The organism is Carnobacterium sp. 1290_CSPC (assembly GCF_001053265.1).
Taxonomy (GTDB): Bacteria; Bacillota; Bacilli; order Lactobacillales; family Aerococcaceae; genus Aerococcus; species Aerococcus urinaeequi.
Genome location: NZ_JVVG01000024.1, coordinates 90007 through 114403, shown reverse-complemented (window position 1 = coordinate 114403; position 24397 = coordinate 90007). Strand labels below are relative to the sequence as shown.

Below are 24397 nucleotides of genomic sequence, written 5' to 3'. Positions count from 1 at the left end.
GATGTTGATGGGAGAATTCCAACATAATATCGACGCCAAAGGGCGAATCATCATTCCAGCTAAATTACGTGAGGACTTAGGCGCTAAGTTCGTAATTACGCGTGGTTTGGATGGGTGTGTTTTTGGCTATCCTTTAGAAAATTGGGAGAAAATTCAAGAGAAATTGAAACAATTACCGCTAGCTAAGAAAGAAGCACGTGCTTTTACACGATTTTTCTATTCTGCAGCGGCTGAAGCTGAAATTGATAAACAGGGTCGTATTAATATCCCATCAACCCTAGTAGACTATGCCAGTCTTGAAAAAGAATGTTTGGTCTTAGGTGTTTCTGACCGTATTGAAATTTGGTCGAAAACAAAATGGGAAAGTGTTTCTTCTGAAATTGAAGAAAGCTTTGAAGAAATTGCGGAAGACATGTTAGATTTTGGCCTTTAATTAAAAACTTAAATTAGAAAACTAAATGTAACAAATTTTGAAGAGATAAAGAATTATAGAAGAAGAGGATGGCAGAAGAATGGCAGATGAATTCCATCATATCTCAGTGTTGTTAAACGAATCAGTAGACGGATTGGCAATCAAACCCAATGGTATTTATGTTGATTGTACTTTGGGTGGTGCTGGACATAGTTCTAAAATCGCAGCAGCCCTATCTGACGAAGGTCGTTTAATCGCCTTTGATCAGGATTTAGTGGCCATTGGCAATGCCGAGAAAGTATTGGCAGCGGAAATTGAAAGTGGCAAGGTAACCCTTGTCCACAATAATTTCAGACATATCCAGTCAGAACTTGAAAAAATGGGTATTACTGGTGTAGATGGTATCTTGTATGACCTTGGCGTGAGCTCACCGCAATTAGATGAGATTGAACGCGGATTTTCATACCACCAAGATGCACCATTAGACATGCGTATGGACCAAACCCAAGCATTAACAGCAGAAACCATCATTAATGAGTGGGATTTCAATGATCTTGTACGTATTTTTTACCGCTACGGAGAAGAAAAATTCTCTAAACAAATTGCCCGTAAAATTGAGCAAAGAAGAGCGGATCATCGTATTACGCGTACAGAGGAATTAGTGGACATTATTAAGGAAGCGATTCCGGCACCAGCCCGTCGTAAGGGTGGACATCCGGCTAAACGGATTTTCCAAGCAGTGCGTATTGCAGTCAACGATGAGTTAGGTGCGATTGAAGATTCATTAGAACAAGCCTTGGATCTATTAAATATTGGTGGGCGAGTATCTACAATTTCCTTCCAATCATTAGAAGACCGCATTGTGAAACAAATGTTCAAGGACGCATCAACAGGCGATGAATTACCGGCGAATTTACCGGTGATTAATGCGGATATTGAAGCCCCATTTAAATTGGTTAATAGAAAACCAATTTACGCCAGTGAAGAAGAATTGGCGCATAACTCACGCGCACAAAGTGCCAAGTTGCGTATAATCGAACGCATTAAATAGACATTTACACAACTTTAGACCAACAAGCAAAAGGAAGCCAACCAATAGAAGGGAGCAGTATTTATGGCAATATTTCTACTACAAGACCAAGTAAATATTAAAATGAATGCTATGCCGGCCGAAAGAGCCATTCCAAATATTCCGGCTTACCCAGAAGAAAGTCAACATGCACAACCAAAGCGGAATATGACAACTCTTCCGGCGAGTATACCGGCCAGTAAAAGTAGACCAAAAGTAAAATTCTCACTGATGCAAAAAATGTTGATGACAGTAGCCTTTCTATTTATGATTTCAGGACTATTAGGGGTTACCATTATGCGTGCTAACGTGAATGCAGCATCACAGCAGTTACAAGAAGTACAACAAAATGCAGAAGATTTAGGTGTTCAAAAAGAGAACTTAACCCAAGAAGTCCACGAATTATCTAACTACTCACGAGTGGTAGAAATCGCTGAAGAACAAGGGTTGAATATGAATGAAGAAAATATAAGGAATGTGGAATAATGAAAGACAGTAAAAAACTCAAAAAGAATCGCAAAAAAACAATTAGAGCGATGATGGGATTGGCAGGTTTTTTACTACTCATATTTGGCATTCGTTTAACACAAATAATGGTTTTTGGGACTGTGAACGGTCAAGATTTATCGGAGCAGGCCCAAAACCTCTATGATAGAAGTAGCATATTGTCAGCACAACGTGGAACCATCTATGATGTAGGTGGAAATCCATTGGCAATGGATGCTACTTCTTATTCATTGTACGCTGTTTTAACGGATGAATGGTCTGAACCAGAGGACCCGCAATATGTAGTGGATAAGAAAAATACTGCTCAAGTCTTGTCGCAATATATCGACCTGACGGCTGATGAAATCTTAGAACGACTAAACACTCAAGATGCTTCTCAAGTAGAGTTTGGTACGGCAGGGCAAGACCTGACATACGCTGAGATGAAGGCTATTGACGATCAAAATCTACCAGGTATTATGTTTAATGAAACGCCAACTAGAATGTATCCAAACGGCGTCTTTGCCTCTCATTTAATTGGGTATGCTGAGTATATGGAAGCTGGCACTGCTATCGATAGTCGTTTAACCGGCCAAATGGGCTTGGAACTGTCTATGGATGGCATCCTAAAAGGTACCAATGGTCGTAAATCTTACCAATCAAGTTCGACCAATGTTGAGTTAAGTGGAACAGGTCAAGTGGAGGAAGAAACTACCGATGGGTCTGACGCATATTTAACCTTAGATTCACGACTACAAACTTATTTAGAAACCTTGATGACAGAGGTTTACGAAAAATATGAACCAACGTCAATGACAGTTATGCTAGTTGAACCAGAAACTGGAGAAATTGTTGCAGCATCACAAAGACCAACCTTCAACCTAGAAACAAAAGAAGGTATCGACGATATGTGGCAAAACTTACTAGTTGAAAAAGCTTATGAACCAGGATCTACGATTAAAGTATTAACTGTAGCAGCAGCCATTGAAGAAGGGGTATTTGACCCAGATTCATTCTACGATTCAAGTCCCGTAACTATGGGCGGTTCAACGATTGCCGATTATAACGGAATTGGTTGGGGTGTGATTACCGAACTAGAGGGGTTATCACAATCATCAAATACCCTGATGATCCATTTAGTAAAAGAGATGGGTTATGACGTTTGGGAATCTTATATCCGTGAGTTCGGTCTACTGCAAGAAACGGGTTCAGGATTTGCCAACGAAGCAAGTGGGTCAATGAACTATGATTATGAAGCAGATAAAGTAACGACTGGTTTTGGACAAGGGATTTACGTAACACCTTATCAAATGATGCAAGCCTTCACCGCAATTGCTAACGACGGGAATATGATGAAATTACAATTGGTTAACCGTTATGAAGAAGATGGGACCATGCAAGTTGTTGAACCAGAAGTAGTTTCTTCACCAATTTCAAAAGAAACTGCCAATAAGACCCTTGAATACTTACAATCTGTTGTTTATGCAGATACAGGTACCGGGGCCGCTTATGACTTAGACGACTATACAGTATCCGCTAAGACAGGTACTGCTGAGGTCTTCAACCTTGAAACCAACACTTATGAAGCAGGGTTAACCAAATACTTATACTCTGTAGTTGGATTTGTCCCAAGTGAAGATCCGCAATATGTCCTCTATATCACAGCGGAACAACCGAAGAACTTGGAAACAACCGCAAGCGATATGATGACAAAAATTTATACACCACTATTAACTAGGGCCCTAGAATATAATGCCTTAGGTGATAGTGAGTCAGTTGTGACGGCAACCGTCCCTGATGTGTCAGGATTAACTGTCGGAGAGGCGCAACAAAACTTATCAGATGCTAGCTTCGTCAATGTAGAAGTGATTGGTGATGGGGAAAAAATCGTCAGCCAAACCCCTGCAGTAAACGAGGAAGTGTCTGTTACACAACCAATCTTCTTGATGTCTGATGATACAAATCCAACCATGCCAGACTTTACCGGATTGAACGCGTCAGCTAGTCAAGCGTTAACTTCATTACTTGGTATTGAAGTAGAACTTGAGGGTGAAGGCGTCGTTGTTGGGCAGTCGATCGCAGTAGGTGAACAAGTCAATAACGATAAGACGATTGTGTTACAATTAGCTGAGTCATAAACACTTAAAAACAAGGAACATAAATCTACATTAACCTATAAATATAAGGGAAGAGAAAGGGAAAATTATGGTATTACTATTTATCACGACACTAGTGTTAACGCTAGTCGGTATGCCGTTTTTCATTCAATTTATGCGTGAAAAACAATTCGGACAAGTTACAAGAGATGAGGGACCAGCTTGGCATAAAGCCAAATCTGGTACCCCAGCAATGGGTGGGGTCGTTTTCCTATCCGCAGCCCTAGTCGGATTATTGATCTGGTCTATTCTTACTGGGCAATGGCACAGTGAAGTTTGGTTGTTAGTTGGGACAATGATTTTCTTTGGTGGTATCGGATTTGCCGATGACTTCTTAAAGATTTTCAAGAAACAAAATGAAGGTTTAACTTCACTGCAAAAATTGATTTTACAAATTGTGGGTTCAGCGCTAATCGTATTATTAATGCGTGTGATTACCTTCCATGTGTCGATTCCATTTCCATTTACAACAGGCATTACAAACGTCTTATTCGTCTTCGTCTTCTTATTACTATGGATCACAGGATTTTCAAATGCCTTCAATTTAACGGACGGACTTGACGGCCTATCATCAGGTCTTGGTGTCATCTCATTCTCAACTTATGCACTGATTGCATTTAGAATGGGTGAACGCGGAATTGGGGCCTTCTGTATCGCTATAGTTGCCGGATTATTAGGGTTCCTATTTTTTAACCGCAAACCAGCTCGTATCTTCATGGGAGATGCCGGGTCACTAGCTCTAGGTGCTTTATTAGCTGTTATTTCAGTAATGTTAAGCAACCCTTGGTCATTACTATTGATTGGATTCGTATACGTAGTTGAAACAGCTTCAGTTATCATACAAGTCACTTCATTCAAATTGACCGGTAAACGTGTCTTCAAAATGTCACCAATCCACCATCACTTTGAAATGATTGGTTGGAGCGAGTGGAAGGTAGATATTATCTTTTGGGCAGTCGGTTTAGTCACAGCCATCATCGGCTTATTATTCTTTTAATTTAAATTTTTACTAAAGGGGAAATCATTATGGAAGCATCACAATGGCGCGAATCAGTTCGCAATAAAAAAATATTAGTACTCGGACTTGCAAAGACTGGTGTTTCAGTCGTGCAACATCTACAAGCACTGGGGGCAATTGTTACTGTCAACGACTTTAAACCCCTTGAAGAAAATAAAGATGCCCAATCCCTTATCGAGGAAAATAACGCCCGTGTTGTTGCTGGCGGTCATCCCGTATCACTATTAGACGAAGACTTCGCCTTTATGGTTAAAAACCCAGGTATTCCTTATAGCAACCCAATGGTCGTTCGCGCGCAAGAAATTGGCCTACCCGTCTATACCGACATCGAACTTGCAGATAAGATGACCGATGCCACAATCATTGGTATCACTGGTTCTAACGGTAAAACAACAACTACTAGCCTAGTTGGCGAAATGTTAGGGAAAGCAGATTCACTTACAGGTGAAAGCTACATTGGGGGGAACATTGGGATTCCTTCATTAGACATCGCTTCAAAAGCTGAAGCAGATGACCGGTTGATTTTAGAATTATCTTCCTTCCAATTAATGGGTACAGATGCATTTAAACCACACATTGCAGCCATTACCAATATTTACGCTGCCCATTTAGACTATCATGGTTCAATGGACGGTTATATTTCTGCAAAATGGCAAATCACTGCCAACCAAACTGTAGATGACTTCTTGATTTTAAATGCCGACCAAATGGACGTATTTGGCGACCGAGCGACAAAAGCAACAGTTGTGCCTTTTTCAGCGACCACTATTCAACCTGACGGTGCTTGGTTTGATCAAGATAGCCAAAACTTTATGTGGCATGATGAAATTGTCTTCAATAGAAAAGATTTCTTCCTACCAGGACACCACAACTTAGAAAATATGCTAGTGGCCGTTGCTATTGGTAAATTACTAAGAATTTCAAACGAAGAAATCAAAAACGGCGTATCTGCCTTCCACGGCGTGAAACACCGCCTACAGTTTGTTGCTGAAATCGACGGTCGTCGTTTCTACAATGATTCAAAAGCGACAAATAACGATGCCTCCATTACAGCCCTTGATTCATTCAGTCAAAAACATGACAATGTCATTTGGTTAGCGGGCGGTTTAGACCGAGGGAATGAAGTGACTGAATTAGCAGATCATATGGACCGTGTGAAAGGTATGGTTGTATTCGGACAAGCAGCAGATAAATTTGCTGACCTAGGACAAAGTCAAGGTTTAACAGAAATTGAAAAAGTAGAATGGATCGAAGAAGCTGTTAAAGCAGCCTTTGATATGTCAGCACCTGGTGACACCATTCTATTGTCACCAGCTTCAGCTTCTTGGGACCAATACCCGAACTTTGAAGTCCGTGGTGACCGTTATATCAAAGCGATTGAAGACTTAGGTAAATAAATCAATTAGCGAGAAAAAGGAGTTTATTATGCGAATTTTACTTTCCGGTGGTGGGACTGGGGGGCATATCTACCCAGCCTTAGCCCTAAGAAAACAAATTTTAGCGCAATATCCGGATGCAGAATTTCTGTATGTGGGGACTGAAGGTGGATTGGAATCAAAAATTGTGCCTAATGAAGGGGTCGATTTCAAAACTATCCAAATTCAAGGGATCAAACGGTCATTGTCTTTAGATAATGCTAGGACAGTTTATTACATGTTTGATAGTATCCGTAAGGCAAAGCAAATCGTCCGCGATTTTAACCCGGATGTAGCGATTGGTACAGGTGGTTATGTCTGTGCGCCGGTTTTATTTGCAGCTGCACGTACAGGTGTGCCAAGTATTATCCATGAACAAAATTCCGTTGCCGGCATGACCAATAAGTTTTTAGCGCCTTTTATGGCAAAAATAGCTATTTGCTTTGAGGATGTAGCGAAAGATTTTAAACGATACGCGAACAAAGTAGTTTTCACAGGCAATCCGCGTGCCCAAGAGGTAGCGTCTATTACAGACAAGGCAGATTTAACTGCTTATGGTCTAGAAAACGGCAAGCCAACAGTATTGATTTTCGGTGGTAGTCGTGGCGCTTTACGAATCAACGAAACTGTTAAAGAAGCTATTCCATCATTTATCGAAAAAGATTATCAAGTATTGATCGCTTCAGGGGATACTTACTACGAAGAATTTAAAGAAGCATTCTCTGACTTTAATGAGTGGGATAATGTACAAATTGTGTCCTATATCGATAATATGCCCGCCTTGTTCAATACCATTGACCTAGTCGTGTGTCGTTCAGGCGCAACAACTATGACTGAATTAACAGCCTTAGGGACGCCATCTATTTTGATTCCAAGTCCTAATGTAACGGCCAACCATCAGGAAATGAATGCCCGCTCGCTAGTGAAGCATGACGGAGCCCGCATGATTTTAGAAAATGACCTTAATGTAAATGTTTTATTAGATGAAATTGATGGCTTGATGGCTGATAAAAATGAACGTGCCCGGATTGCGGCGAACGCCTTGAACCAAGGGGTGCCAGATGCGGGTGACCGTTTAATCAAGATCATCGAAAGCCTTGTGAAATAGGAAGTCCTTTTTCCAAATAAATAGATAGAAAGGGGGCGTGATGATGGATTGGGAAGAAGAACGTATTCGCCAAGAGCGACGCGAGAGAAGACGTCGTTTGCATGAAAAATTAGCTGAAAATGCTCGGACAGATGTCGCCAGAAGGCAAGACAAAAGTGCTAATAAGTCAAACCAAGATGCAGTGCAAAATGGTGTGGATAGCAGTCGTCAAGACGAAGACCAGGACCAAGCTAAGCTTGAAAAGAAACAAGCAGCGTCAAATAAAAATAAACAAAAAAGTAGCAAGCAAAAACCTGTGAAGAAAAAAGCAAAACAAAAAGCCAAGTGGCGATTGCCTAAATTCAATATAAAAGGCAAAGCTAATTCGAAGAAACAAAAGCAAGGTCAAGCCGGCAAGCGAAAGCAGCAGGTGACAAGTAATCAGGGGATGCCTCCAGTTAAGAAGGTACAAAAAAGTGAACCAACTAACTGGAAGAAAATGGTCCTATTATTATTACCATTTGTAATTGCATTATTTGTGGCTGGTTACTATGCTTCCCCGCTTAATCATGTGGCTTCAATCACTGTTGAAGGTGTGGAGGATACAGAAAGCATGAATTTATCTCCCCTAAATGAAGGGATGTCGGTGACGGATTTGAAAAATTCCAAGGGTGAGGTGGAACAAGCTATTGTAAACCAAAATCCTTCGGTCAAGTCAGCAACTGTGAATGTATCGGATTGGAATAAAGTAGCTGTGAACGTGTCAGCCTACCGCCAATTGGGCTACATCCAGATTGCGGACTTTTTCTACCCTTTACTAGAAAATAATGAAATCATCGATACACCACTGCCATCACTTGAAAAAGAGTTACCCTTATTTGAAGGTTATGATATTGCCAATGAAGATCAAAAAGCCAAGCTAACAGAAACGGTTAAGGCCCTATCAAGTCTGTCAGATGATATCATTCAAAAAATTTCCTTAGTGACTTATACAGGTGATGAAAGTAATACTGACCGGATTGCCTTACAAATGGTTGACGGGAATGTGGTGAGAGGGTTCATTAGTTCAATTGGTGACCGGATGAGTTATTATAATGGTATTGCCAGTCAATTGGACGGGCAAACGGGACTAATCGATATGGAAGTAGCTATTTATTTCACTGAATTAAATGATGGGAATAACCCTTACGCTTTAGAAGAAGATAAAAAGGCTTATGATGAATCGGTGGCTGCAGAATCAAGTGCAGCGAGTGAAAGTGAAGCTAGTGAACTAGATGCTTCATCAACAGATTCAGGGAGTGAGACGACAGATAGTTCAACTACTGAATCAACTAGCGGGTCAAATGCTTCATCAGCATCATCTAGTGAAGGTAGTCAGGTCGAAAGTACTGATGCACAAGCAGCATCTTCTAGTGTAGAAACGGATGCAGCAAGTGGCAATTCAGTTGTTGAATCAGTGAGTGAATAAAGTGGCGAAATCATGTGAAGGCAATTAAAAACATTTGCGTGTAGGAAAACGTCATCACATTGACAGACCGTGACTATGTCAACAATTTCTATGAGGAAGTAGCGGTAATTCCGTTGGTAATTGGTACCGTCTATGTTAAAATAGTAACGATACGATTAAATATTAAATTTTCTAGGAGGTTTCAATAAACATGGTTCAGCCAGAAATTTTTGCAAGTTTAGATATTGGAACCACTTCAATAAAAGTAGTAGTTGCAGAATATGTTAACCAACAAATTAATGTTATTGGAGTAGGTCATGAGCGCTCACAAGGACTCAGTAGAGGTGTGATTGTAGATATTGACAAGACTGTTGAGTCTATCAAGCGCGCGATTAAAAAAGCCGAACAAAAAGCTAATTATACGATTAACGATGTCATTGTAGCTGTCCCAAGTAATCAGGTGAACATCGAACCTTGTTACGGTATGATCGCTGTGTCAAATGACAACAGAGAGATTACAGATAAGGACGTCAAAAATGTTTTAGCGGCAGCAAAAGTTCGTTCAGTACCAGCTGAAAGAGAAATTATTTCAGTGATGCCGGAGGAATTCATTGTTGATGGCTTTGACAACATTAAAGACCCACGTGGCATGATTGGTGTAAGACTAGAGTTATACGCTAGCTTAGTCACTGGTCCAAAAACACTCGTTCATAATATTCGTCGTTGCGTGGCAATGGCAGGTTTGAATATTCGTGACCTAGTTGTTCAATCTTATGCAAATGCATACGCTGCGATGAGTAAGAGTGAACGTGAATTTGGGACAATCTTAATTGACATGGGTGGCGGACAAACAAGTGTGTCTGTATTCCACGATGATCAATTGAAATTTGCAACGGTTGACCACGAAGGTGGGGAACTTGTTACAAAAGATATCTCGACTATATTGAATACCTCAATTGAAAATGCTGAACAAATCAAATTAGAATATGGCTATGCCCTACCTAAAGATACGAGCGATTCAGAATTCTTCCCAGTTGAAACAATTGGTAAGGTGAATCCAGAACGTGTGAGTGAACATTACTTAGCTGAAATTATTGAAGCTCGGGAACGTCAAATATTCGAAACATTGAAAAAACCTCTAGATAAAATCGAAGCCTTTGCCTTACCAGGTGGTACTATTGTGACCGGTGGGGCAGCATCATTACCTGGTGTTTTAGATTTAGCTGAAGAAGTGTTTGGCCATGAAGTGCGTTACTACATTCCAGAATACGTCGGCTTGCGTAACCCAATCTTTACCACAGCGGTTGGTTTAATCCAATATGTGGCGCAATTAGATGACATTCATCACTTAGCACAAGATAATGGGCAACAAGTACAGGTCGCACCAACTACTCGGACTAGTCAACCAACTGTTGCGCCAAAAGAGCCAGTTGCTAGCACAAAGCAAACAGAATCAGTTGACAATTACAAACAAGTAAAAGATGATAGTGCTAACGATAAACCTAGCGTATCGCCTTCTAATAATGAACAAACCTATTATGAAGAAAGACCAGCTAGCCAATATGATGAATTAAATGACGAAACTGAAGCGGGCGAAGAAGAAAGCCCAGTTGATAAAATTAAAAATTTCTTCAAAGACTTTTTTGTTTAATTTAATTACCAGGAGGATATAAAATGGATATGGAATTCGAATACGAAAACATGGATATGAATAACGCATCAATCAAAGTAGTTGGTGTTGGTGGTGGTGGTAACAACGCTGTTAACCGTATGATCGAGGAGAACGTACGTGGCGTTGAATTTATTGTTGCAAATACTGATACACAAGCTTTGAAAAACTCAAAAGCTGATATTAAAATCCAACTTGGACCTAAATCTACTCGTGGTTTAGGTGCCGGTGCTCAACCAGAAGTTGGGGCTAAAGCTGCTGAAGAATCAGAAGATCAAATCCGCGAAGCATTACAAGGTGCTGACTTAATCTTCATCACTGCCGGAATGGGTGGTGGTACTGGTACAGGTGCCGCACCAATCGTAGCCCGTATCGCTAAAGAAGAAATCGGTGCGCTAACTGTAGGTGTTGTGACTCGTCCATTCACTTTTGAAGGACCAAAACGTGGTCGCTCAGCTGCTCAAGGTATCGCAGAAATGAAACAACATGTGGATACTTTAGTAACTATCTCAAACAACCGTTTATTAGAAATCGTTGACAAGAAAACACCTATGCGTGAAGCATTTGGTGAAGCTGACAACGTATTACGCCAAGGTGTTCAAGGTATCTCTGACTTGATTACTGCACCTGGTTACGTAAACTTAGACTTTGCTGACGTTCGTACAGTAATGGCTGACCAAGGTACTGCTTTAATGGGTATCGGTGCTTCTACTGGTGAAAACCGTACAGCTGAAGCAACTAAGAAAGCTATCTCATCTCCATTATTAGAAGTTTCTATTGATGGTGCTGAGCAAATCCTATTAAACATCAAGGGTGGCGACGATTTAACGCTATTCGAGGCACAAGATGCAGCGGATATCGTAGCAGCAGCTTCTTCTTCAGAAGTAAACATCATCTTTGGTACTACAATTGCTGAAGACTTAGAAGACGAAGTTATCGTAACAGTTATCGCAACTGGTATTGATACTGAAAAACGTCGCGATGAAAAACGTGCTAAACGTTCTGGCGGCCACTCTGCTTTCCAACAAAGTTCAGGTCGCGATTTCGCTAACCAACCAGACAACTTTAAAGAAAAACAAGTGACTGAACGTCGCCAAGAAGAAAACCGCGACATCTTCAACGACTTCGATAGCAGCCGTTATGAAGATTCAAACCGTTCACGCAGAACTTTTGATGACGCACCATCTGCACCTGTAGAAAATGATTACTCATCACACAACTCAGATGACGATGAATTAGATACACCACCATTCTTCAGAAAGCGTCGTCGTTAATATGACAATTCGCAATAACGTGCAGTCTATTGAAGGCATTATTGCAAATGCACAACAATCATCAGCGTTATCATCAAATGATGTGACGCTGATTTGCGTTTCTAAGTACCATTCAATAGATGAAGCAAACACAGTATATGATGCAGGCGTGAGACATTTTGCAGAAAATCGTCCAGAAGGCTTCCAGGAAAAATCTGCTGCTATGGCAGACGATATTGTATGGCATTTAATTGGCACCTTGCAAACCCGTAAGGTCAAAGATATCATTAATGAGATCGATTATTTCCATGCCCTTGACCGGTTAAAACTGGCCAAGGAAATTGACAAGCGGGCGGACAAGGTTATCAAATGCTTCCTACAGGTCAATGTTTCTGGCGAGGAATCTAAGCATGGGATTGCACCAGCTGAGCTTGATGCCTTTATCGAAGCAGTGGCGGAATTTCCTAAAGTAGAGATTGTGGGCTTGATGACAATGGCACCAATTGACGCGACGGATGAAGAGATTCACAATTATTTTGCCAACTTGCGTCAATTAAGAGATCAAGTGCAAGCTTTGGGTAAAGACTATGCACCGTGCCAACACTTGAGCATGGGGATGTCAGGTGATTATCCAATTGCAGTCGCTGAGGGCGCTGATTTTGTCAGAGTAGGTTCAGCTATATTTAACACAGAAACCGAGTAAACGGAGGAATCCAATATGGGTTTTAAAGACTATTTTGCAAATTTCTTTGACAATGATGATGATTTTGAAGACGACTACTATGAGCAAGAGACGGTAGATACTAGTGATTCAAAGTCATTTGAAGAGCCAGTTGCTGAAAATCCAGCTAAAGCTGCTCAAACTAGTCAAGCACAATTTACATTTGAACAACCAACTAAGGAGCAAAACAAAACGATGGCAAACGATGCAACGCGAAATAATGTAGTGAATTTAAGTGAGTCTCGTAAAAATGTGGCTACTGTAGAAATTTTTAAACCACGCATTTTTGCTGAGGCTGAGCGAATCAGTCAATCATTATTGGGCGATAAATCAGTGGTCTTAAATCTGTCACAAATGTCAGATGAAGATGCACGTCGATTTATCGATTATATGACAGGCGTTGTATATGCCGTGAATGGGGACTTACAACGTGTAGCAACTGACGTATTTATTGCCGTTCCAGAAACTGTACAAATTGAAGGTTTGTATGAAGAATATACAAATACACATGGCAAAGCATCTCGCGACCGTGGCAATATTTGGGATCGAGAGGGTGAAAGTCGTGAATAGTTTAGTGAACATTCTTCAAGATTTAATCTATGTCTATACACTAGTGCTAGTAGTATATGCTTTATTATCTTGGTTCCCAGGAGCTAGAGATTCTAAATTTGGTCAAATCATTGACCGACTAGCATACCCATATTTATCATTCTTTGATAGTATCCTACCTAGTTTAGGAGGCATTTCATTTTCAGTGATTGTGGGCGTTCTTGTCCTACAATTAGCTTCTAACGGCTTAAATATTTTACGCTAACCATAACAATAACTTTTAAATCAAACGGGTGGGTCTAGGTATCTACCCGATTTTTTTGTATAATAGAACCAAGCAACTGATAGAAAGGGATGGACAACTCTTGGCAAACTATGAAGTTTTACAGCACTTTCAACCAGACGAACATGCCTTTGTTGAAAAAGTGACGGACTGGATGAATCTGGTCTTAGACCAATATGCACCGGTAGTGACCCCGTTTTTGAATCCAAGAGAAGTGGCCATTGTATCAATGATCATTGGCCAAGACGATGAAATTCATTATGAATTTTTCGGTGGCTATCCTAATGCGGAGAACCAACGGTGTGTACTAGCGCCGACTTATTACGAAATTCAACCGGCTGATTTTGAAATTACCCCATTTGATATTCACTATGCCAGCAAGTTTAATACTATTGAGCACCGGCAAATACTAGGAACTATTCTAGGTCAAGGGGTTGAACGTAACCGTATCGGAGATATTATCCAGGCTGGGGAGAAATGGCAATTCTTCGTCGACGAGAAAATCGCCGATTTTCTTAGCTTTGAAATGGATAAGATAGGTGGTTCGAAAGTCAAGCTGGTGAAAATTAATCATTTTGACCAAATTATTCAACCAAAATCTGACTGGCAACCCATGGAAATCACACTTTCTTCATTAAGATTTGATACTATGATTTCAGATGGATTTAGAATTCCAAGAGCGAAGGCCAAGTTACTGATTGAGGGTGGCGCTGCTAAACTCAATTGGGCGCAAGTGCAAGACGCGAAAAGGCTATTAAATCCAGGGGACATTGCTTCAATACGAGGCTATGGCAGATTGAAATATGTGGCTACCCAAATGGAAACCAAAAAGGGTAAAATTAGAGTAGCGATTGAGATCATCAAAAACAAATAGGAGGCTCATTTTATGCGCGCATCAGAAATTAAAAATATGAAATTTAAACAGAAAATCTCAGGTTACGGTAAAACTGAGGTAGATGACTATTTGAATAAAGTCCGCGTCTCAATGCAGAAGTTAGAGGACCAAAATAAATCTTTACAAGACCAATTAAACGAAGCGAATAAAGAAGTAGATGCTGCCCACCGCAAGGAAGCGACAGTTAACCGTTCGATTTTTGTGGCCCAAGAAGCAGCTGACCGTTTGCGTGAAGAAGCGTTAAATGAAGCCTCTTTAATTGTAGAAAGTGCTGAAGAAGAAGCCCGTCGCTTGCTTGCTGAAGCTGCTGAGAAAGCGGCTGTTATTAATACGGAAACAGATAATCTACAAGAAGCTGCTCGTACTTACTTGCACCAATCTTTTGGTATGATTTTACAAGCCAAAGATATGTACGAAGACCCACGTTGGGAGAACTTATTCTTTGAAAAACCAGTTGGTGATGTGCCGACGCCACAATTAGATGAAGTGGTGAAAGATTATGATCTACCAGTACGGTCAAATAAAGGGGAAGCAATCTTTGAGGCAGCTGCTGAAAAAGCTGAAAAAGAACAACGTAAAGAAGAGTTCTTTAACAATGATATTCCAGCTATTGCGCCAGTTTTTAGTGGTTTTAAAGACAGTGAACCGGTAGTAGAGGAAGCAGAAACAAGTGCTGTAGCAGAAAATGCTAGCGAATCTGTAGAAACTGCTTCATCAGAAAATACTGGTTCAGAAAATACACCTGATGCGGCTGAAGAAACACAAGTGGTAGCAGCTGAAACTACTGATCAAACTGATACAAACCAACCAACAACTGACGCGGAAGATGTGACAGACGAACTGGTACAATCCGAGTCAACAGAAGCTGATTTGACCAATGCAGCAGATAAATCTGAAGAATAATCAGGAGTATTTGCGCGACAAAAGTTGTTTTTACAATATTTTTATAGTAATATTATGACGTATGGAAATAGAACACGTAGAGTGGAACACAATAAATAACGTAATTTATCGAAAGAGAATCTATGTTAGCTGCGAATTAGAGCGAGAAAAGTTATTTATTATCATCCAGGAGTAGTTTGTTGAACAGGTAATGCGTTATTGCCCAAGTAGGTAAACCGTTGACTGCGATAAAGTTATTGAGTGTATACCGCATTATTTGTGGTATACAAAATCTGGGTGGTACCACGGTAGCTTCGTCCCTTTTGCGGATGGGGCTTTTTTTATTTCTAGGAAATCGATGAGGAGGCATTACGCGATGAAAATGAAAGAAACATTAAATTTAGGAAAAACAAAATTCCCAATGCGCGGTAACTTACCTGTTAAAGAGGTAGAGCGCCAAGCTGAGTGGAACGAAGAAGACGTATACGCACAACGTCAAGAAAAAAATAAAGATAAAACACCATGGGTCCTACATGATGGCCCACCATATGCAAATGGGAACATTCATATTGGACATGCCATGAATAAAATCTCTAAAGATATTATCATCCGTTCAAAATCTATGTCTGGCTTCCGGTCACCTTACGTACCAGGCTGGGATACGCACGGTTTACCAATCGAGCAAGCCTTAACCAATTCAGGTGTTGACCGTAAGTCAATGACAGTTGCTGAATTCCGTAAATTATGTGAAGAATACGCTTGGAAACAAATTAACGGCCAACGTGATGACTTTAAACGTTTAGGTGTTGCTGGTGACTGGGAGAACCCATACTTAACATTAGCACCAGAATTTGAAGCGCAACAAATCCGTTTATTCGGTGACATGTATGAAAAAGGCTTGATCTATAAAGGGGCTAAGCCAGTTTATTGGTCACCATCTTCAGAATCTACTTTAGCTGAAGCTGAAATTGAATACCAAGACGTTGAATCACCTTCAATCTACGTAGCCTTTAAAGCACGCGATACAAAAGGCAAATTACCAGAGAATGCAGAATTCATTATCTGGACAACAACACCTTGGACTATTCCATCTAACATGGCTATCGCTGTAAATCCAAACTTTGAATACTCAGTAGTCGCTGTTGCTGACCGTAAATTTGTGGTTGCAACTGACTTAGTGAATAGCCTAGCAACGGAATTAGAATGGGCAGATTACACAGTTGAAGGCGAACCAGTTAAAGGTAATGACTTGGAGTATATGGTTGCTGAACATCCATATTACGACCGTGACTCATTGCTAATCTTAGGTGACCACGTAACAACTGAATCAGGTACTGGTTTAGTCCATACGGCGCCTGGACACGGGGAAGATGACTACTTTGCGTCATTGAACTATAATTTAGATGTTCTATCACCATTAGATGACCAAGGTCACTTTACAGATGAAGCACCAGGTTTTGAAGGTGTCTTCTACGAAAAAGGTAACGAGATTTCAATCGAAAAAATGAAAGAAAATAATCGTTTACTAAAACTAGATTACTTCTCTCACTCTTACCCACATGACTGGCGTACGAAAAAACCGGTTATCTACCGTGCAACACCACAATGGTTCTGTTCAGTAGAAAAAATTCGTGAACGTACTTTAGACGTCATCGACAATGAAGTGAAATGGTGGCATCCATCTGGTCAAACACGTATCTACAACATGATCCGTGACCGTAAAGACTGGGTAATTTCACGTCAACGTGTTTGGGGTGTTCCATTGCCAATCTTCTACGCAGAAAATGGCGAACCTGTATGTACACCAGAAACAATCGAACATGTAGCCAACCTATTTGACGAATTCGGTTCAAATATCTGGTTTGAGCGCGAAGCGAAAGACTTATTACCAGAAGGCTTTACGCACCCAGCATCGCCAAGCGGTGAATTCACCAAAGAAATGGATATCATGGATGTATGGTTTGACTCTGGTTCATCTCACCATGGCGTATTACGCACACGTGAAGACCTAACATTCCCGGCTGACATGTACCTAGAAGGTTCTGACCAATACCGTGGTTGGTTCCATTCATCACTATTAACATCAGTCGCAGTAAACGATGAAGCACCATACCGTTCAGTCCTTTCTCAAGGATTCGTTAACGATGGTGAAGGTCGCAAGATGTCCAAATCAATTGGGAACACAGTGTCACCAAACGACGTCATCAAACAACGTGGGGCAGACATTTTACGTCTTTGGGTATCTTCAGTAGACACTTACTACGATGTCCGTATCTCTGACGATATCTTAGGTCAAGTTGCTGAAAACTACCGTCGTATCCGTAATACTGTACGTTTCTTACTAGGAAACTTGTATGACTTTGATGTGAAAAAAGATGCAGTTGCCTATGAAGATCTAGCATCAATTGACCAATACATGATGAACCGTCTAAACGAAATGGTGCGCAATGTACGTCATGCTTACGATACTTTCGACTTTATGACTGTCAACCATGAAATCACCAACTTCCTAACTTTAGATATGTCTAACTTCTACTTAGACTACGCTAAAGACGTTGTTTACATTGAATTACCAGAATCAGCAAAACGTCGTAACATGCAAACGGTTATGTATGCAGTAGCTAAAGCCGTGACGACTTTACTGACACCAGTTATTCCACATACAACTGAAGAAATCTGGACATACCTACAAGAAGAGGAAGCATACGCCCAATTAGCTGACTTCCCTGAAGTAGTGACTTATGAAAATGCAGACACTTTAGAAGAAAAATGGTCTGCCTTTATGGCCTTGCGGTCTGATGTCAACAAATCATTAGAAACGGCTCGTGAAGAAAAAGTGATTGGTAAATCATTACAAGCGAAATTACATATTTTTGCCAATGAAGAAACCAAAGCATTACTTGATAGTGTCGGAGAAGAATTAGCGACATACTTGATGGTATCGCAATTAGAAATCCATGACCTTTCAGAAGCTGGTGCAGATGTTACAGCTTACGAAGGTTACAGCTTAGCGATTGAACATGCACATGGTGAAACATGTGACCGTTGTCGCGGGGTTTACGAAGAAGTTGGTACAATTGAAGCAGCACCGCACTTATGTGCACGTTGTGCTGACATCGTCATCAACCACTATCCTGAAGCTTTAGTTGAAGAGGAGAATTAAGATGACCTATTACGGATTTGTAAAGACTTTTAATGAAAAAGAAGGCTTTGGATTTATCGAGTTACCAGATTTTCCAGAAGAAGATGATATCTTCGTGCACTTTTCAGCTTTACGGCACTTAGACCAAACTTCATTAGAAGTGGGTCAAAAGGTACAGTTTGAAATTGCCCAAGGAAAACGTGGGCCTCAAGCAGTGAATATTGAATTAGGCTAATGATAGCTAATTGAATAATATAGATAAAGCGGTAGCGATTAGACACTAAGTCTTAGTCGCTACCGCTTTTGACTTCCTCGTCAAATGGGTCAGAGGATTGTTGAAAATAGGGTATAAAAAAAGGGCACTGAACCGTTTGATTCAGCGCCCTTAATTGAATGTATAGTTAAACTAGTTTAAACGTTTTAAGACAAAGTTTAATACTAAGATTAATACGATAGCTCCGATTAGTGAAGGGATCACTGCGTATCCACCAATTACAGGACCAAAGTCTTGTAAGAAAGTAGATCCTACCCAAGAACCTAACATACCACAGATAATGTTACCGATAACGCCACCTGGGACATCTTTACCTAGGATTGCACCTGCACCCCAACCAATAAGTCCACCGACGATTAAAGACCATAACCAGCCCATGATAATTCCTCCATTTCATTTTGTATTGGACGTTTTGTCCATATATATAGTATAACATATGTGCTAAATCAGATGAAATGATAACACCTTAAAATGTTCATTTTATTTTTTTTGACTACCATTAAGTAAATGTTGTTTTAATTCATTCTCCATTTGTACCATTTCACGTTCAGCTTGTAGACGTTTTGCCCGTCCTTCTTCTTGAATTTGCATGGTCTCAGTAATGGTATCAATCAGGTTTTGTTGTGAGTGTTTCAAGGTTTCAATATCTACCACACCACGTTCAGACTGTCTTGCTGTTTCTAGTGATGATTGTTTCAACAATTCAGAGTTTTCTGTTAATAATTGGTTAGTGGTATCTGTCACAGCGATTTGGGCATCCAAAGCATCTTTTTGACGGTATAGGGATAATTGGATAGCGATTTGGTTTTTCCATAAAGGAATGGCTGTATAAATAGATGATTGGATTTTCTCAGCCAAGTTTTGGTTGGCATTTTGAATTAAACGAATTTGTGGTGCTTGTTGGATAGTAATTTCGCGTGTTAGCTCCAAGTCGTAAATCCGTTTCTCAAGACGGTTAATAAATTGCTCTAAGTCAGCAATTTTTTGGATGGTCATTTGATCGTGTTCGCTCGTAACTTGATCTTTTAAGGCAGGTAATTCTTCTTGACGTAGTCGTTCTGCTTTAATTTGAGCAGCAGCGATATAGACATTTAAGGCTTCAAAGAATTCTAAGTTTTGTTGGTATAAACTATCCAGTTGCAGATTGTCATTTAATAAACCATTCTTTTGACGGGTTAAGTGGCCAGCAATTTCATCTATTTGGTAGCCAACTTTTTGGTATTTGGCATTCATTTCATATAAAGAGGCCTTTTGTTTCTTAAACCAACGTTGAATGCGATTTTGCTTTTGGTTGGTTAATTGACTTGGGTCCGTGTCATTTAAACGGGCTAATAATTCCCGTAACTGTTCTCCGACAACGTCTAAGTCCTGGTTTTGAACTTGGGCGATAATTTGGTGTGAGAAGTCACCGATTTGTTTTTGGGCCATGGCACCATATGAAACGATGGATTGGCTATCGCTAGCATCAATTTTTTCTGATAAGGCTTTAGCTTGGTCTTGACGGTCTTTAGATAATTGCTGGTAGATCGTCTGTTCCATACCAGTTTCCTCATCGGTATTGGCTAAGTTTTCTAAGGGCGAATTGGCTAAAGTCGCATCTTGGAAGGGGTTGGCGATTAAATCATCTACTGATTTAGAAATATTATCAGATTGCTTGTTTACTGGTTGATTTTTGTCTTCTTTCATCAAGGTTCTCCTTTACTCAGGGTCATTAGTGAAGCTATCGAATGAACTTTGCCCTTGTTGGGCTAAGTCTGCGATTTCCTCACGTAAATTAGTCAACTTTTGAATTTTCCGTGGCGATTTATCCATTGCTTGATTAATGGCCGTATATTGTTCAAGTGCGCCCTTTAAATTTGGGAGCACATGATATAGGAAATCGGTCGCCTGGTTTAGACGATCTGGCGCTTGTGTAATGGCTTGGAAATAACTTTTCAAGACTTTGCTTGTATCATAACGTTTAAATACCATATTTAAATGGGTATTGTAGTTTTCATACCCTAAGATTGTTTCGATAGTATCCAAGGCTTCAGCCATTTCGGACCGGAAAAAATGAATCTCTTGGTCAGTTAAGTCAGTTTCCTCATAGATGGCCTTTCTTGATTTGGGTACCCGTCTTGGTTTATATCTTTCACGGTTACTTTGATGGTCAGCGATATTGGCCGTGTAAATATTACTGATTACAAAGACTAAGAAAGATAGTGCCAACACCCAGAAAGTAATTTGGTAGTAGGGGGTACCAAATACAAACAATAGAAAAATGATTGTCACGTTCATCGGCCAGTAAAAAGGATATTGACCAATTTTTGCGATGTATTGAAGCGGGCGGTTCATGTTTAGTCACTCCTTTGATTGATTTAACTTTATTATAGTGGACCAGGGGTCAATCAACATCGGCCTCTAGTCTTATTTAAAAATAGTAGCTTATTCCTATACAATAGAAGCAAGTTGAAAATGTAAATAAATCCCTAAAATTTCGCCTTTTAGCCCATACTGTAGATAAAAATGCTAAAATGAAGTGGAGTAGCCACCAAAATTAAAAGCAGAATCACAGTAAATATACATATACATATAAAGATAAAGTACGAATATAATGTTTAAGAAAGGGTGACCATGATGACATTTGGTGAAAAAACAATTAAAAAAGAAACCTTATACGAAGGAAAGATTCTAAACTTAGAGAAGCATCAAGTCCGTTTGCAAAATGGTGAACTTGCAGATCGTGAACTCATTTTCCATGGACCGGCAGTCGGTATTTTCGCCTTACGGGACGATAAAATTGTATTGGTCCGCCAATTTAGAAAAGGAATTGAAGCAGTCAGTTTAGAGGTGCCAGCTGGATTAGTAGATCCTAATGAAGATTTATTGGTGGCCGCTAAACGAGAATTTGCGGAAGAAACAGGGATGGCTGGTGAAAATTGGCAGCAACTAGACGGCTTCTATGTGACGCCAGGTTATAATGATGAATTCATTCAAATGTATGCCTGCCAAAACGTTACTGACTTACCAGAGCCACCCGCACAAGACGACGATGAAAATATCGAACTCGTATACCTAGACTTTGGTCAAGCGAAAGCAGCCATTGCCTCAGGAGAGATTTCCGATATGAAGACCATTTACGCCATTCAATATTGGCAAATTTTAACATTACAAGGATAGTAGGTGACATATATGACGCCAGATGAAGAACCACAATTAACACGTGCCCAGTACCGGGCCTTGAAAAATAAGATCGACCACACCGACAAAACGGTTAGTGAAGTTGCGGACGAAATTCAAGAAAGTAAGCGACCCAGTCAATCAACGACATATAAAGCGGCTCGTGATGCACGTCACAAAAAATCAGCAACCTTTAACCGGGATGCAACTGATGGTAGTACTCATGTCTTTAAACGTGATGAAGACTTCGATGCGCCAAGGAAATTTTCTGCGGATATGCTCAACCAAGCTCTTTATGAAAAGAAAAGTCAGCAAGCAAAAGCTCGTCAATCTGACCGGGCATCTAGACCAGAACGACCAATGACAAATAGAACAAATCCAAATTTTTCTCCGACAAGCCAAAGACCAACCGACCAGTATTCTAACGGTCAGGGTGCTTGGACCAACCAGGACGACCATGTGGTGACCGCTGCTAGAACGTCGACGCCGCTTGCGGAAGAACCTTCAGTAGAAGAGACTACTAAGGAAAATAAAAAACGGCTGTCATTTAGAGAACGCCTTTTTGGCCCTTCTGAGGAAGAAGTAGAGGATGAAAGAGATGACGAAACATTAGTAGACGATAATGAAGGAAGTGACCAATCACAACAAGCTTTTTTCGGTGCAGGAAATGCTGAAGCGAATCCGGATAAGGCAAATCAGTTTGGTCAACATGCAGGTCAATTGGATGCGGATGCTAAACAAACGGACAGAGAATCTAGAAAAGGTAAGTCCTTTTTCGGGCCAACTAAAATTGATCGTTTCCTAAATATCGCGATTATCCTGTTAACTCTAGGGAGTATCATTTTGACCATTATCGCTTTTTATGTTTAATCAAATTAAATCAATTTAAATGGAGGAGAGTATATAATAGATGAAAGTAGCAATTATTTGCCCAATGGAAGAAGAAATTGGTTACTATAAAGAACACCTAGGCCTAAGTGTTAGTGAAATTGTTGGGTCAACAGAAGTATGGACAACATCGTACGAAGGGCACGAAATCATTGTAGCCCGTTGCGGGATTGGGAAAGTAAACGCCGCAATCGCGACAACACTTGTTGCCCAAACGAACCCAGATTTAATCATCAATACTGGGTCAGCTGGGGCCCTTGCACCAGACCGTCAAATTGGGGATATTGTCATTGGGGAAGCGACGATGTACCATGACGCGGATGCCCGTGCATTTGGTTATGAATTAGGCCAAGTGCCTACAATGCCAGCCCGTTATAAGGCGCCAGAAAACTTAATTCAAGGCTTCTTAGATGCTTATCATGAAACAGATTTAAATGCGACAACCGGATTGATCTTAACAGGAGATCAATTTATTGCCGATACTGATAAAGTGAATGATTTATATCAGACATTTAGAGGGGCGCAATGTGCTGAGATGGAAGGAGCTGCTGTTGCGCAAGTAGCCCACCAGTTTGGTGTTGATTGTATTGTCATTCGAGCAATTTCTGATACCGCTCAACAAGACGCTAATGTGGTCTTTGATGAATTTGTGGTGACGGCAGGGCAAAATGCCGCTAAAGTGACTCTGAACTATTTAAAACATTTAAATTAAGTTATCATTGACGAAGGCCAAGAATAATGGTATGATGGACTGCGTGTAAAATAATGCAGCAAAATTGAAGCAAGCTCGTCAACATTTCAACCACTGACAACCGTCAGTAAGCCAAGTAGTCTGCGGCTGCAGAAGACGAAAGCGCTAAGGTGAAATGCACGAATGCGGTCAATTTAAAAGGTTATTTTACTCCAAAATTTTATTTTTATGGAGGAATATATAATGTCTCGTTTTACAGGATCTAACTGGAAAGTTTCTCGTCGTTTAGGTATCTCAATTTCAGGTACTGGTAAAGAAATCGCTCGTCGTCCATACGCACCAGGTGAACATGGTAATGGTCGTCGTGCTAAATTATCTGAATACGGCTTACAATTACAAGAAAAACAAAAATTACGTTTCATCTACGGTATGAACGAAAAGCAATTTGCTAACTTATTCGTTCAAGCTGGTAAAATCAAAGAAGGTAAACACGGTGTTAACTTCATGATCTTACTAGAACAACGTTTAGATAACGTAGTTTACCGTTTAGGTTTAGCGACTACTCGTCGTCAAGCTCGTCAATTAGTAAACCACGGTCACATTACTGTAGACGGTAAACGTGTTGATATCCCATCATTCCGCGTTCAACCAGGGCAAGTAATCTCTGTACGTGAAAAATCTAAAGATGTTAAAGTAATTAAAGAAGCAGTTGAAGGCTTATACGGTCACGTACCTTACGTACAATTCGACGCTGAAAAATTAGAAGGTTCTTTAATTCGTTTACCACAACGTGACGAAATGAACCAAGAAATCGACGAATCTCTAGTCGTTGAATACTACAACAAATTAATCTAATTTTAGATGACTTGTTAGCAAAAAGGTCGGGACATTGTTCCGGCTT

General features: G+C 40.3%; 24 protein-coding genes. 21 read left to right on the top strand and 3 right to left on the bottom strand.

Annotation, left to right across the window (positions count from 1 at the left end; genetic code table 11):
* Position 1 precedes the first annotated feature (1 nt).
* The 17 genes from mraZ to AC973_RS01925 all read left to right on the top strand — a co-directional run bounded on the left by mraZ (position 2) and on the right by AC973_RS01925 (position 18719).
* Positions 2-433 (top strand): division/cell wall cluster transcriptional repressor MraZ, encoded by a 432-nt coding sequence (gene mraZ / locus AC973_RS02005; protein WP_048726613.1) that lies wholly within the window; start codon positions 2-4, stop codon positions 431-433.
* A gap of 79 nt (positions 434-512) precedes the next feature.
* Positions 513-1463, top strand: a complete 951-nt coding sequence (gene rsmH, locus AC973_RS02000) for a 16S rRNA (cytosine(1402)-N(4))-methyltransferase RsmH (RefSeq protein WP_048726610.1) — start codon at positions 513-515, stop codon at positions 1461-1463.
* Between the two features lie 63 nt (positions 1464-1526).
* On the top strand, positions 1527-1967 hold the full coding sequence (ftsL, locus tag AC973_RS01995; protein ID WP_048726608.1) for a cell division protein FtsL: 441 nt from the start codon (positions 1527-1529) through the stop codon (positions 1965-1967).
* Complete coding sequence (locus AC973_RS01990; protein WP_048726605.1) at positions 1967-4105, top strand: penicillin-binding protein; 2139 nt, start codon at positions 1967-1969, stop codon at positions 4103-4105. Before ftsL ends, AC973_RS01990 begins: the two co-directional genes overlap by 1 nt.
* Before the next feature lie 67 nt (positions 4106-4172).
* Positions 4173-5120, top strand: a complete 948-nt coding sequence (gene mraY / locus AC973_RS01985) for a phospho-N-acetylmuramoyl-pentapeptide-transferase (protein ID WP_016897664.1) — start codon at positions 4173-4175, stop codon at positions 5118-5120.
* 29 nt (positions 5121-5149) lie between these two features.
* The gene (murD, locus tag AC973_RS01980; protein ID WP_048726601.1) at positions 5150-6538 is read left to right on the top strand and encodes a UDP-N-acetylmuramoyl-L-alanine--D-glutamate ligase; all 1389 of its coding nucleotides are present in this window, start codon (positions 5150-5152) and stop codon (positions 6536-6538) included.
* 28 nt (positions 6539-6566) lie between these two features.
* Positions 6567-7664: an undecaprenyldiphospho-muramoylpentapeptide beta-N-acetylglucosaminyltransferase gene (murG, locus tag AC973_RS01975; RefSeq protein WP_048726598.1), complete on the top strand. Its 1098-nt coding sequence runs from the start codon at positions 6567-6569 to the stop codon at positions 7662-7664.
* 40 nt (positions 7665-7704) lie between these two features.
* The gene (locus AC973_RS01970) at positions 7705-9111 is read left to right on the top strand and encodes a cell division protein FtsQ/DivIB (protein WP_225968910.1); all 1407 of its coding nucleotides are present in this window, start codon (positions 7705-7707) and stop codon (positions 9109-9111) included.
* A gap of 190 nt (positions 9112-9301) precedes the next feature.
* Positions 9302-10741: a cell division protein FtsA gene (gene ftsA / locus AC973_RS01965; protein WP_048726593.1), complete on the top strand. Its 1440-nt coding sequence runs from the start codon at positions 9302-9304 to the stop codon at positions 10739-10741.
* Between the two features lie 23 nt (positions 10742-10764).
* Positions 10765-12033: a cell division protein FtsZ gene (gene ftsZ / locus AC973_RS01960; RefSeq protein WP_016897659.1), complete on the top strand. Its 1269-nt coding sequence runs from the start codon at positions 10765-10767 to the stop codon at positions 12031-12033.
* A 1-nt stretch (position 12034) separates the two neighbouring features.
* Positions 12035-12715 carry a YggS family pyridoxal phosphate-dependent enzyme gene (locus AC973_RS01955; protein WP_048726590.1) on the top strand — a complete coding sequence of 227 codons (681 nt, stop codon included), beginning with the start codon at positions 12035-12037 and terminating at the stop codon, positions 12713-12715.
* Positions 12716-12730: 15 nt separating this feature from the next.
* Positions 12731-13303, top strand: a complete 573-nt coding sequence (locus AC973_RS01950; protein ID WP_048726587.1) for a cell division protein SepF — start codon at positions 12731-12733, stop codon at positions 13301-13303.
* Positions 13296-13547, top strand: coding sequence for a YggT family protein (locus AC973_RS01945; protein WP_016897656.1), 252 nt, complete (start codon positions 13296-13298; stop codon positions 13545-13547). Before AC973_RS01950 ends, AC973_RS01945 begins: the two co-directional genes overlap by 8 nt.
* A gap of 100 nt (positions 13548-13647) precedes the next feature.
* Positions 13648-14439 carry an RNA-binding protein gene (locus AC973_RS01940; protein WP_048726584.1) on the top strand — a complete coding sequence of 264 codons (792 nt, stop codon included), beginning with the start codon at positions 13648-13650 and terminating at the stop codon, positions 14437-14439.
* 12 nt (positions 14440-14451) lie between these two features.
* Positions 14452-15363: a DivIVA domain-containing protein gene (locus tag AC973_RS01935; RefSeq protein WP_048726581.1), complete on the top strand. Its 912-nt coding sequence runs from the start codon at positions 14452-14454 to the stop codon at positions 15361-15363.
* Between the two features lie 355 nt (positions 15364-15718).
* Positions 15719-18505, top strand: a complete 2787-nt coding sequence (gene ileS / locus AC973_RS01930) for an isoleucine--tRNA ligase (RefSeq protein ID WP_048726578.1) — start codon at positions 15719-15721, stop codon at positions 18503-18505.
* Position 18506: 1 nt separating this feature from the next.
* Positions 18507-18719: a cold-shock protein gene (locus tag AC973_RS01925; protein ID WP_026465385.1), complete on the top strand. Its 213-nt coding sequence runs from the start codon at positions 18507-18509 to the stop codon at positions 18717-18719.
* A 171-nt stretch (positions 18720-18890) separates the two neighbouring features.
* Here AC973_RS01925 and AC973_RS01920 read toward each other — a convergent pair whose 3' ends face one another.
* From AC973_RS01920 to AC973_RS01910, 3 genes are all read right to left on the bottom strand, one after another.
* On the bottom strand, positions 18891-19136 hold the full coding sequence (locus AC973_RS01920; protein ID WP_048726574.1) for a GlsB/YeaQ/YmgE family stress response membrane protein: 246 nt from the start codon (positions 19134-19136) through the stop codon (positions 18891-18893).
* Positions 19137-19238: 102 nt separating this feature from the next.
* Entirely contained in the window at positions 19239-20444 is a 1206-nt protein-coding gene (locus AC973_RS01915; RefSeq protein WP_048726570.1) for a toxic anion resistance protein, read from the bottom strand.
* A 12-nt stretch (positions 20445-20456) separates the two neighbouring features.
* Positions 20457-21092, bottom strand: a complete 636-nt coding sequence (locus AC973_RS01910) for a 5-bromo-4-chloroindolyl phosphate hydrolysis family protein (RefSeq protein WP_048726567.1) — start codon at positions 21090-21092, stop codon at positions 20457-20459.
* A gap of 279 nt (positions 21093-21371) precedes the next feature.
* Between AC973_RS01910 and AC973_RS01905 the strand changes: the two genes are divergently transcribed.
* From AC973_RS01905 to rpsD, 4 genes are all read left to right on the top strand, one after another.
* A complete protein-coding gene (locus tag AC973_RS01905) occupies positions 21372-21917 on the top strand; it encodes an NUDIX hydrolase (RefSeq protein ID WP_048726564.1) in 546 nt (181 codons plus the stop codon).
* 12 nt (positions 21918-21929) lie between these two features.
* Positions 21930-22787, top strand: coding sequence for a hypothetical protein (locus AC973_RS01900; RefSeq protein WP_048726561.1), 858 nt, complete (start codon positions 21930-21932; stop codon positions 22785-22787).
* A 40-nt stretch (positions 22788-22827) separates the two neighbouring features.
* Positions 22828-23517: a 5'-methylthioadenosine/adenosylhomocysteine nucleosidase gene (locus tag AC973_RS01895; protein WP_016897643.1), complete on the top strand. Its 690-nt coding sequence runs from the start codon at positions 22828-22830 to the stop codon at positions 23515-23517.
* A 222-nt stretch (positions 23518-23739) separates the two neighbouring features.
* A complete protein-coding gene (gene rpsD / locus AC973_RS01890; protein WP_003143535.1) occupies positions 23740-24351 on the top strand; it encodes a 30S ribosomal protein S4 in 612 nt (203 codons plus the stop codon).
* The last annotated feature ends 46 nt before the right edge of the window (positions 24352-24397 follow it).

Excerpts from the sequence above, each read along its gene's own strand:
- AC973_RS01920 (WP_048726574.1), bottom strand. The coding sequence starts at position 19,136 with ATGGGCTGGTTATGGTCTTTAATCGTCGGTGGACTTATTGGTTGGGGT.
- AC973_RS01910 (WP_048726567.1), bottom strand. The coding sequence starts at position 21,092 with ATGAACCGCCCGCTTCAATACATCGCAAAAATTGGTCAATATCCTTTT.
- AC973_RS01895 (WP_016897643.1), top strand. The coding sequence starts at position 22,828 with ATGAAAGTAGCAATTATTTGCCCAATGGAAGAAGAAATTGGTTACTAT.
- AC973_RS01915 (WP_048726570.1), bottom strand. The coding sequence starts at position 20,444 with ATGAAAGAAGACAAAAATCAACCAGTAAACAAGCAATCTGATAATATT.
- ftsA (WP_048726593.1), top strand. The coding sequence starts at position 9,302 with ATGGTTCAGCCAGAAATTTTTGCAAGTTTAGATATTGGAACCACTTCA.
- AC973_RS01905 (WP_048726564.1), top strand. The coding sequence starts at position 21,372 with ATGATGACATTTGGTGAAAAAACAATTAAAAAAGAAACCTTATACGAA.
- rsmH (WP_048726610.1), top strand. The coding sequence starts at position 513 with ATGGCAGATGAATTCCATCATATCTCAGTGTTGTTAAACGAATCAGTA.
- AC973_RS01900 (WP_048726561.1), top strand. The coding sequence starts at position 21,930 with ATGACGCCAGATGAAGAACCACAATTAACACGTGCCCAGTACCGGGCC.
- ileS (WP_048726578.1), top strand. The coding sequence starts at position 15,719 with ATGAAAATGAAAGAAACATTAAATTTAGGAAAAACAAAATTCCCAATG.
- AC973_RS01950 (WP_048726587.1), top strand. The coding sequence starts at position 12,731 with ATGGGTTTTAAAGACTATTTTGCAAATTTCTTTGACAATGATGATGAT.
- murG (WP_048726598.1), top strand. The coding sequence starts at position 6,567 with ATGCGAATTTTACTTTCCGGTGGTGGGACTGGGGGGCATATCTACCCA.
- mraY (WP_016897664.1), top strand. The coding sequence starts at position 4,173 with ATGGTATTACTATTTATCACGACACTAGTGTTAACGCTAGTCGGTATG.
- AC973_RS01990 (WP_048726605.1), top strand. The coding sequence starts at position 1,967 with ATGAAAGACAGTAAAAAACTCAAAAAGAATCGCAAAAAAACAATTAGA.
- AC973_RS01935 (WP_048726581.1), top strand. The coding sequence starts at position 14,452 with ATGCGCGCATCAGAAATTAAAAATATGAAATTTAAACAGAAAATCTCA.
- AC973_RS01970 (WP_225968910.1), top strand. The coding sequence starts at position 7,705 with ATGATGGATTGGGAAGAAGAACGTATTCGCCAAGAGCGACGCGAGAGA.
- rpsD (WP_003143535.1), top strand. The coding sequence starts at position 23,740 with ATGTCTCGTTTTACAGGATCTAACTGGAAAGTTTCTCGTCGTTTAGGT.
- AC973_RS01955 (WP_048726590.1), top strand. The coding sequence starts at position 12,035 with ATGACAATTCGCAATAACGTGCAGTCTATTGAAGGCATTATTGCAAAT.
- mraZ (WP_048726613.1), top strand. The coding sequence starts at position 2 with ATGTTGATGGGAGAATTCCAACATAATATCGACGCCAAAGGGCGAATC.
- AC973_RS01925 (WP_026465385.1), top strand. The coding sequence starts at position 18,507 with ATGACCTATTACGGATTTGTAAAGACTTTTAATGAAAAAGAAGGCTTT.
- ftsZ (WP_016897659.1), top strand. The coding sequence starts at position 10,765 with ATGGATATGGAATTCGAATACGAAAACATGGATATGAATAACGCATCA.
- murD (WP_048726601.1), top strand. The coding sequence starts at position 5,150 with ATGGAAGCATCACAATGGCGCGAATCAGTTCGCAATAAAAAAATATTA.
- ftsL (WP_048726608.1), top strand. The coding sequence starts at position 1,527 with ATGGCAATATTTCTACTACAAGACCAAGTAAATATTAAAATGAATGCT.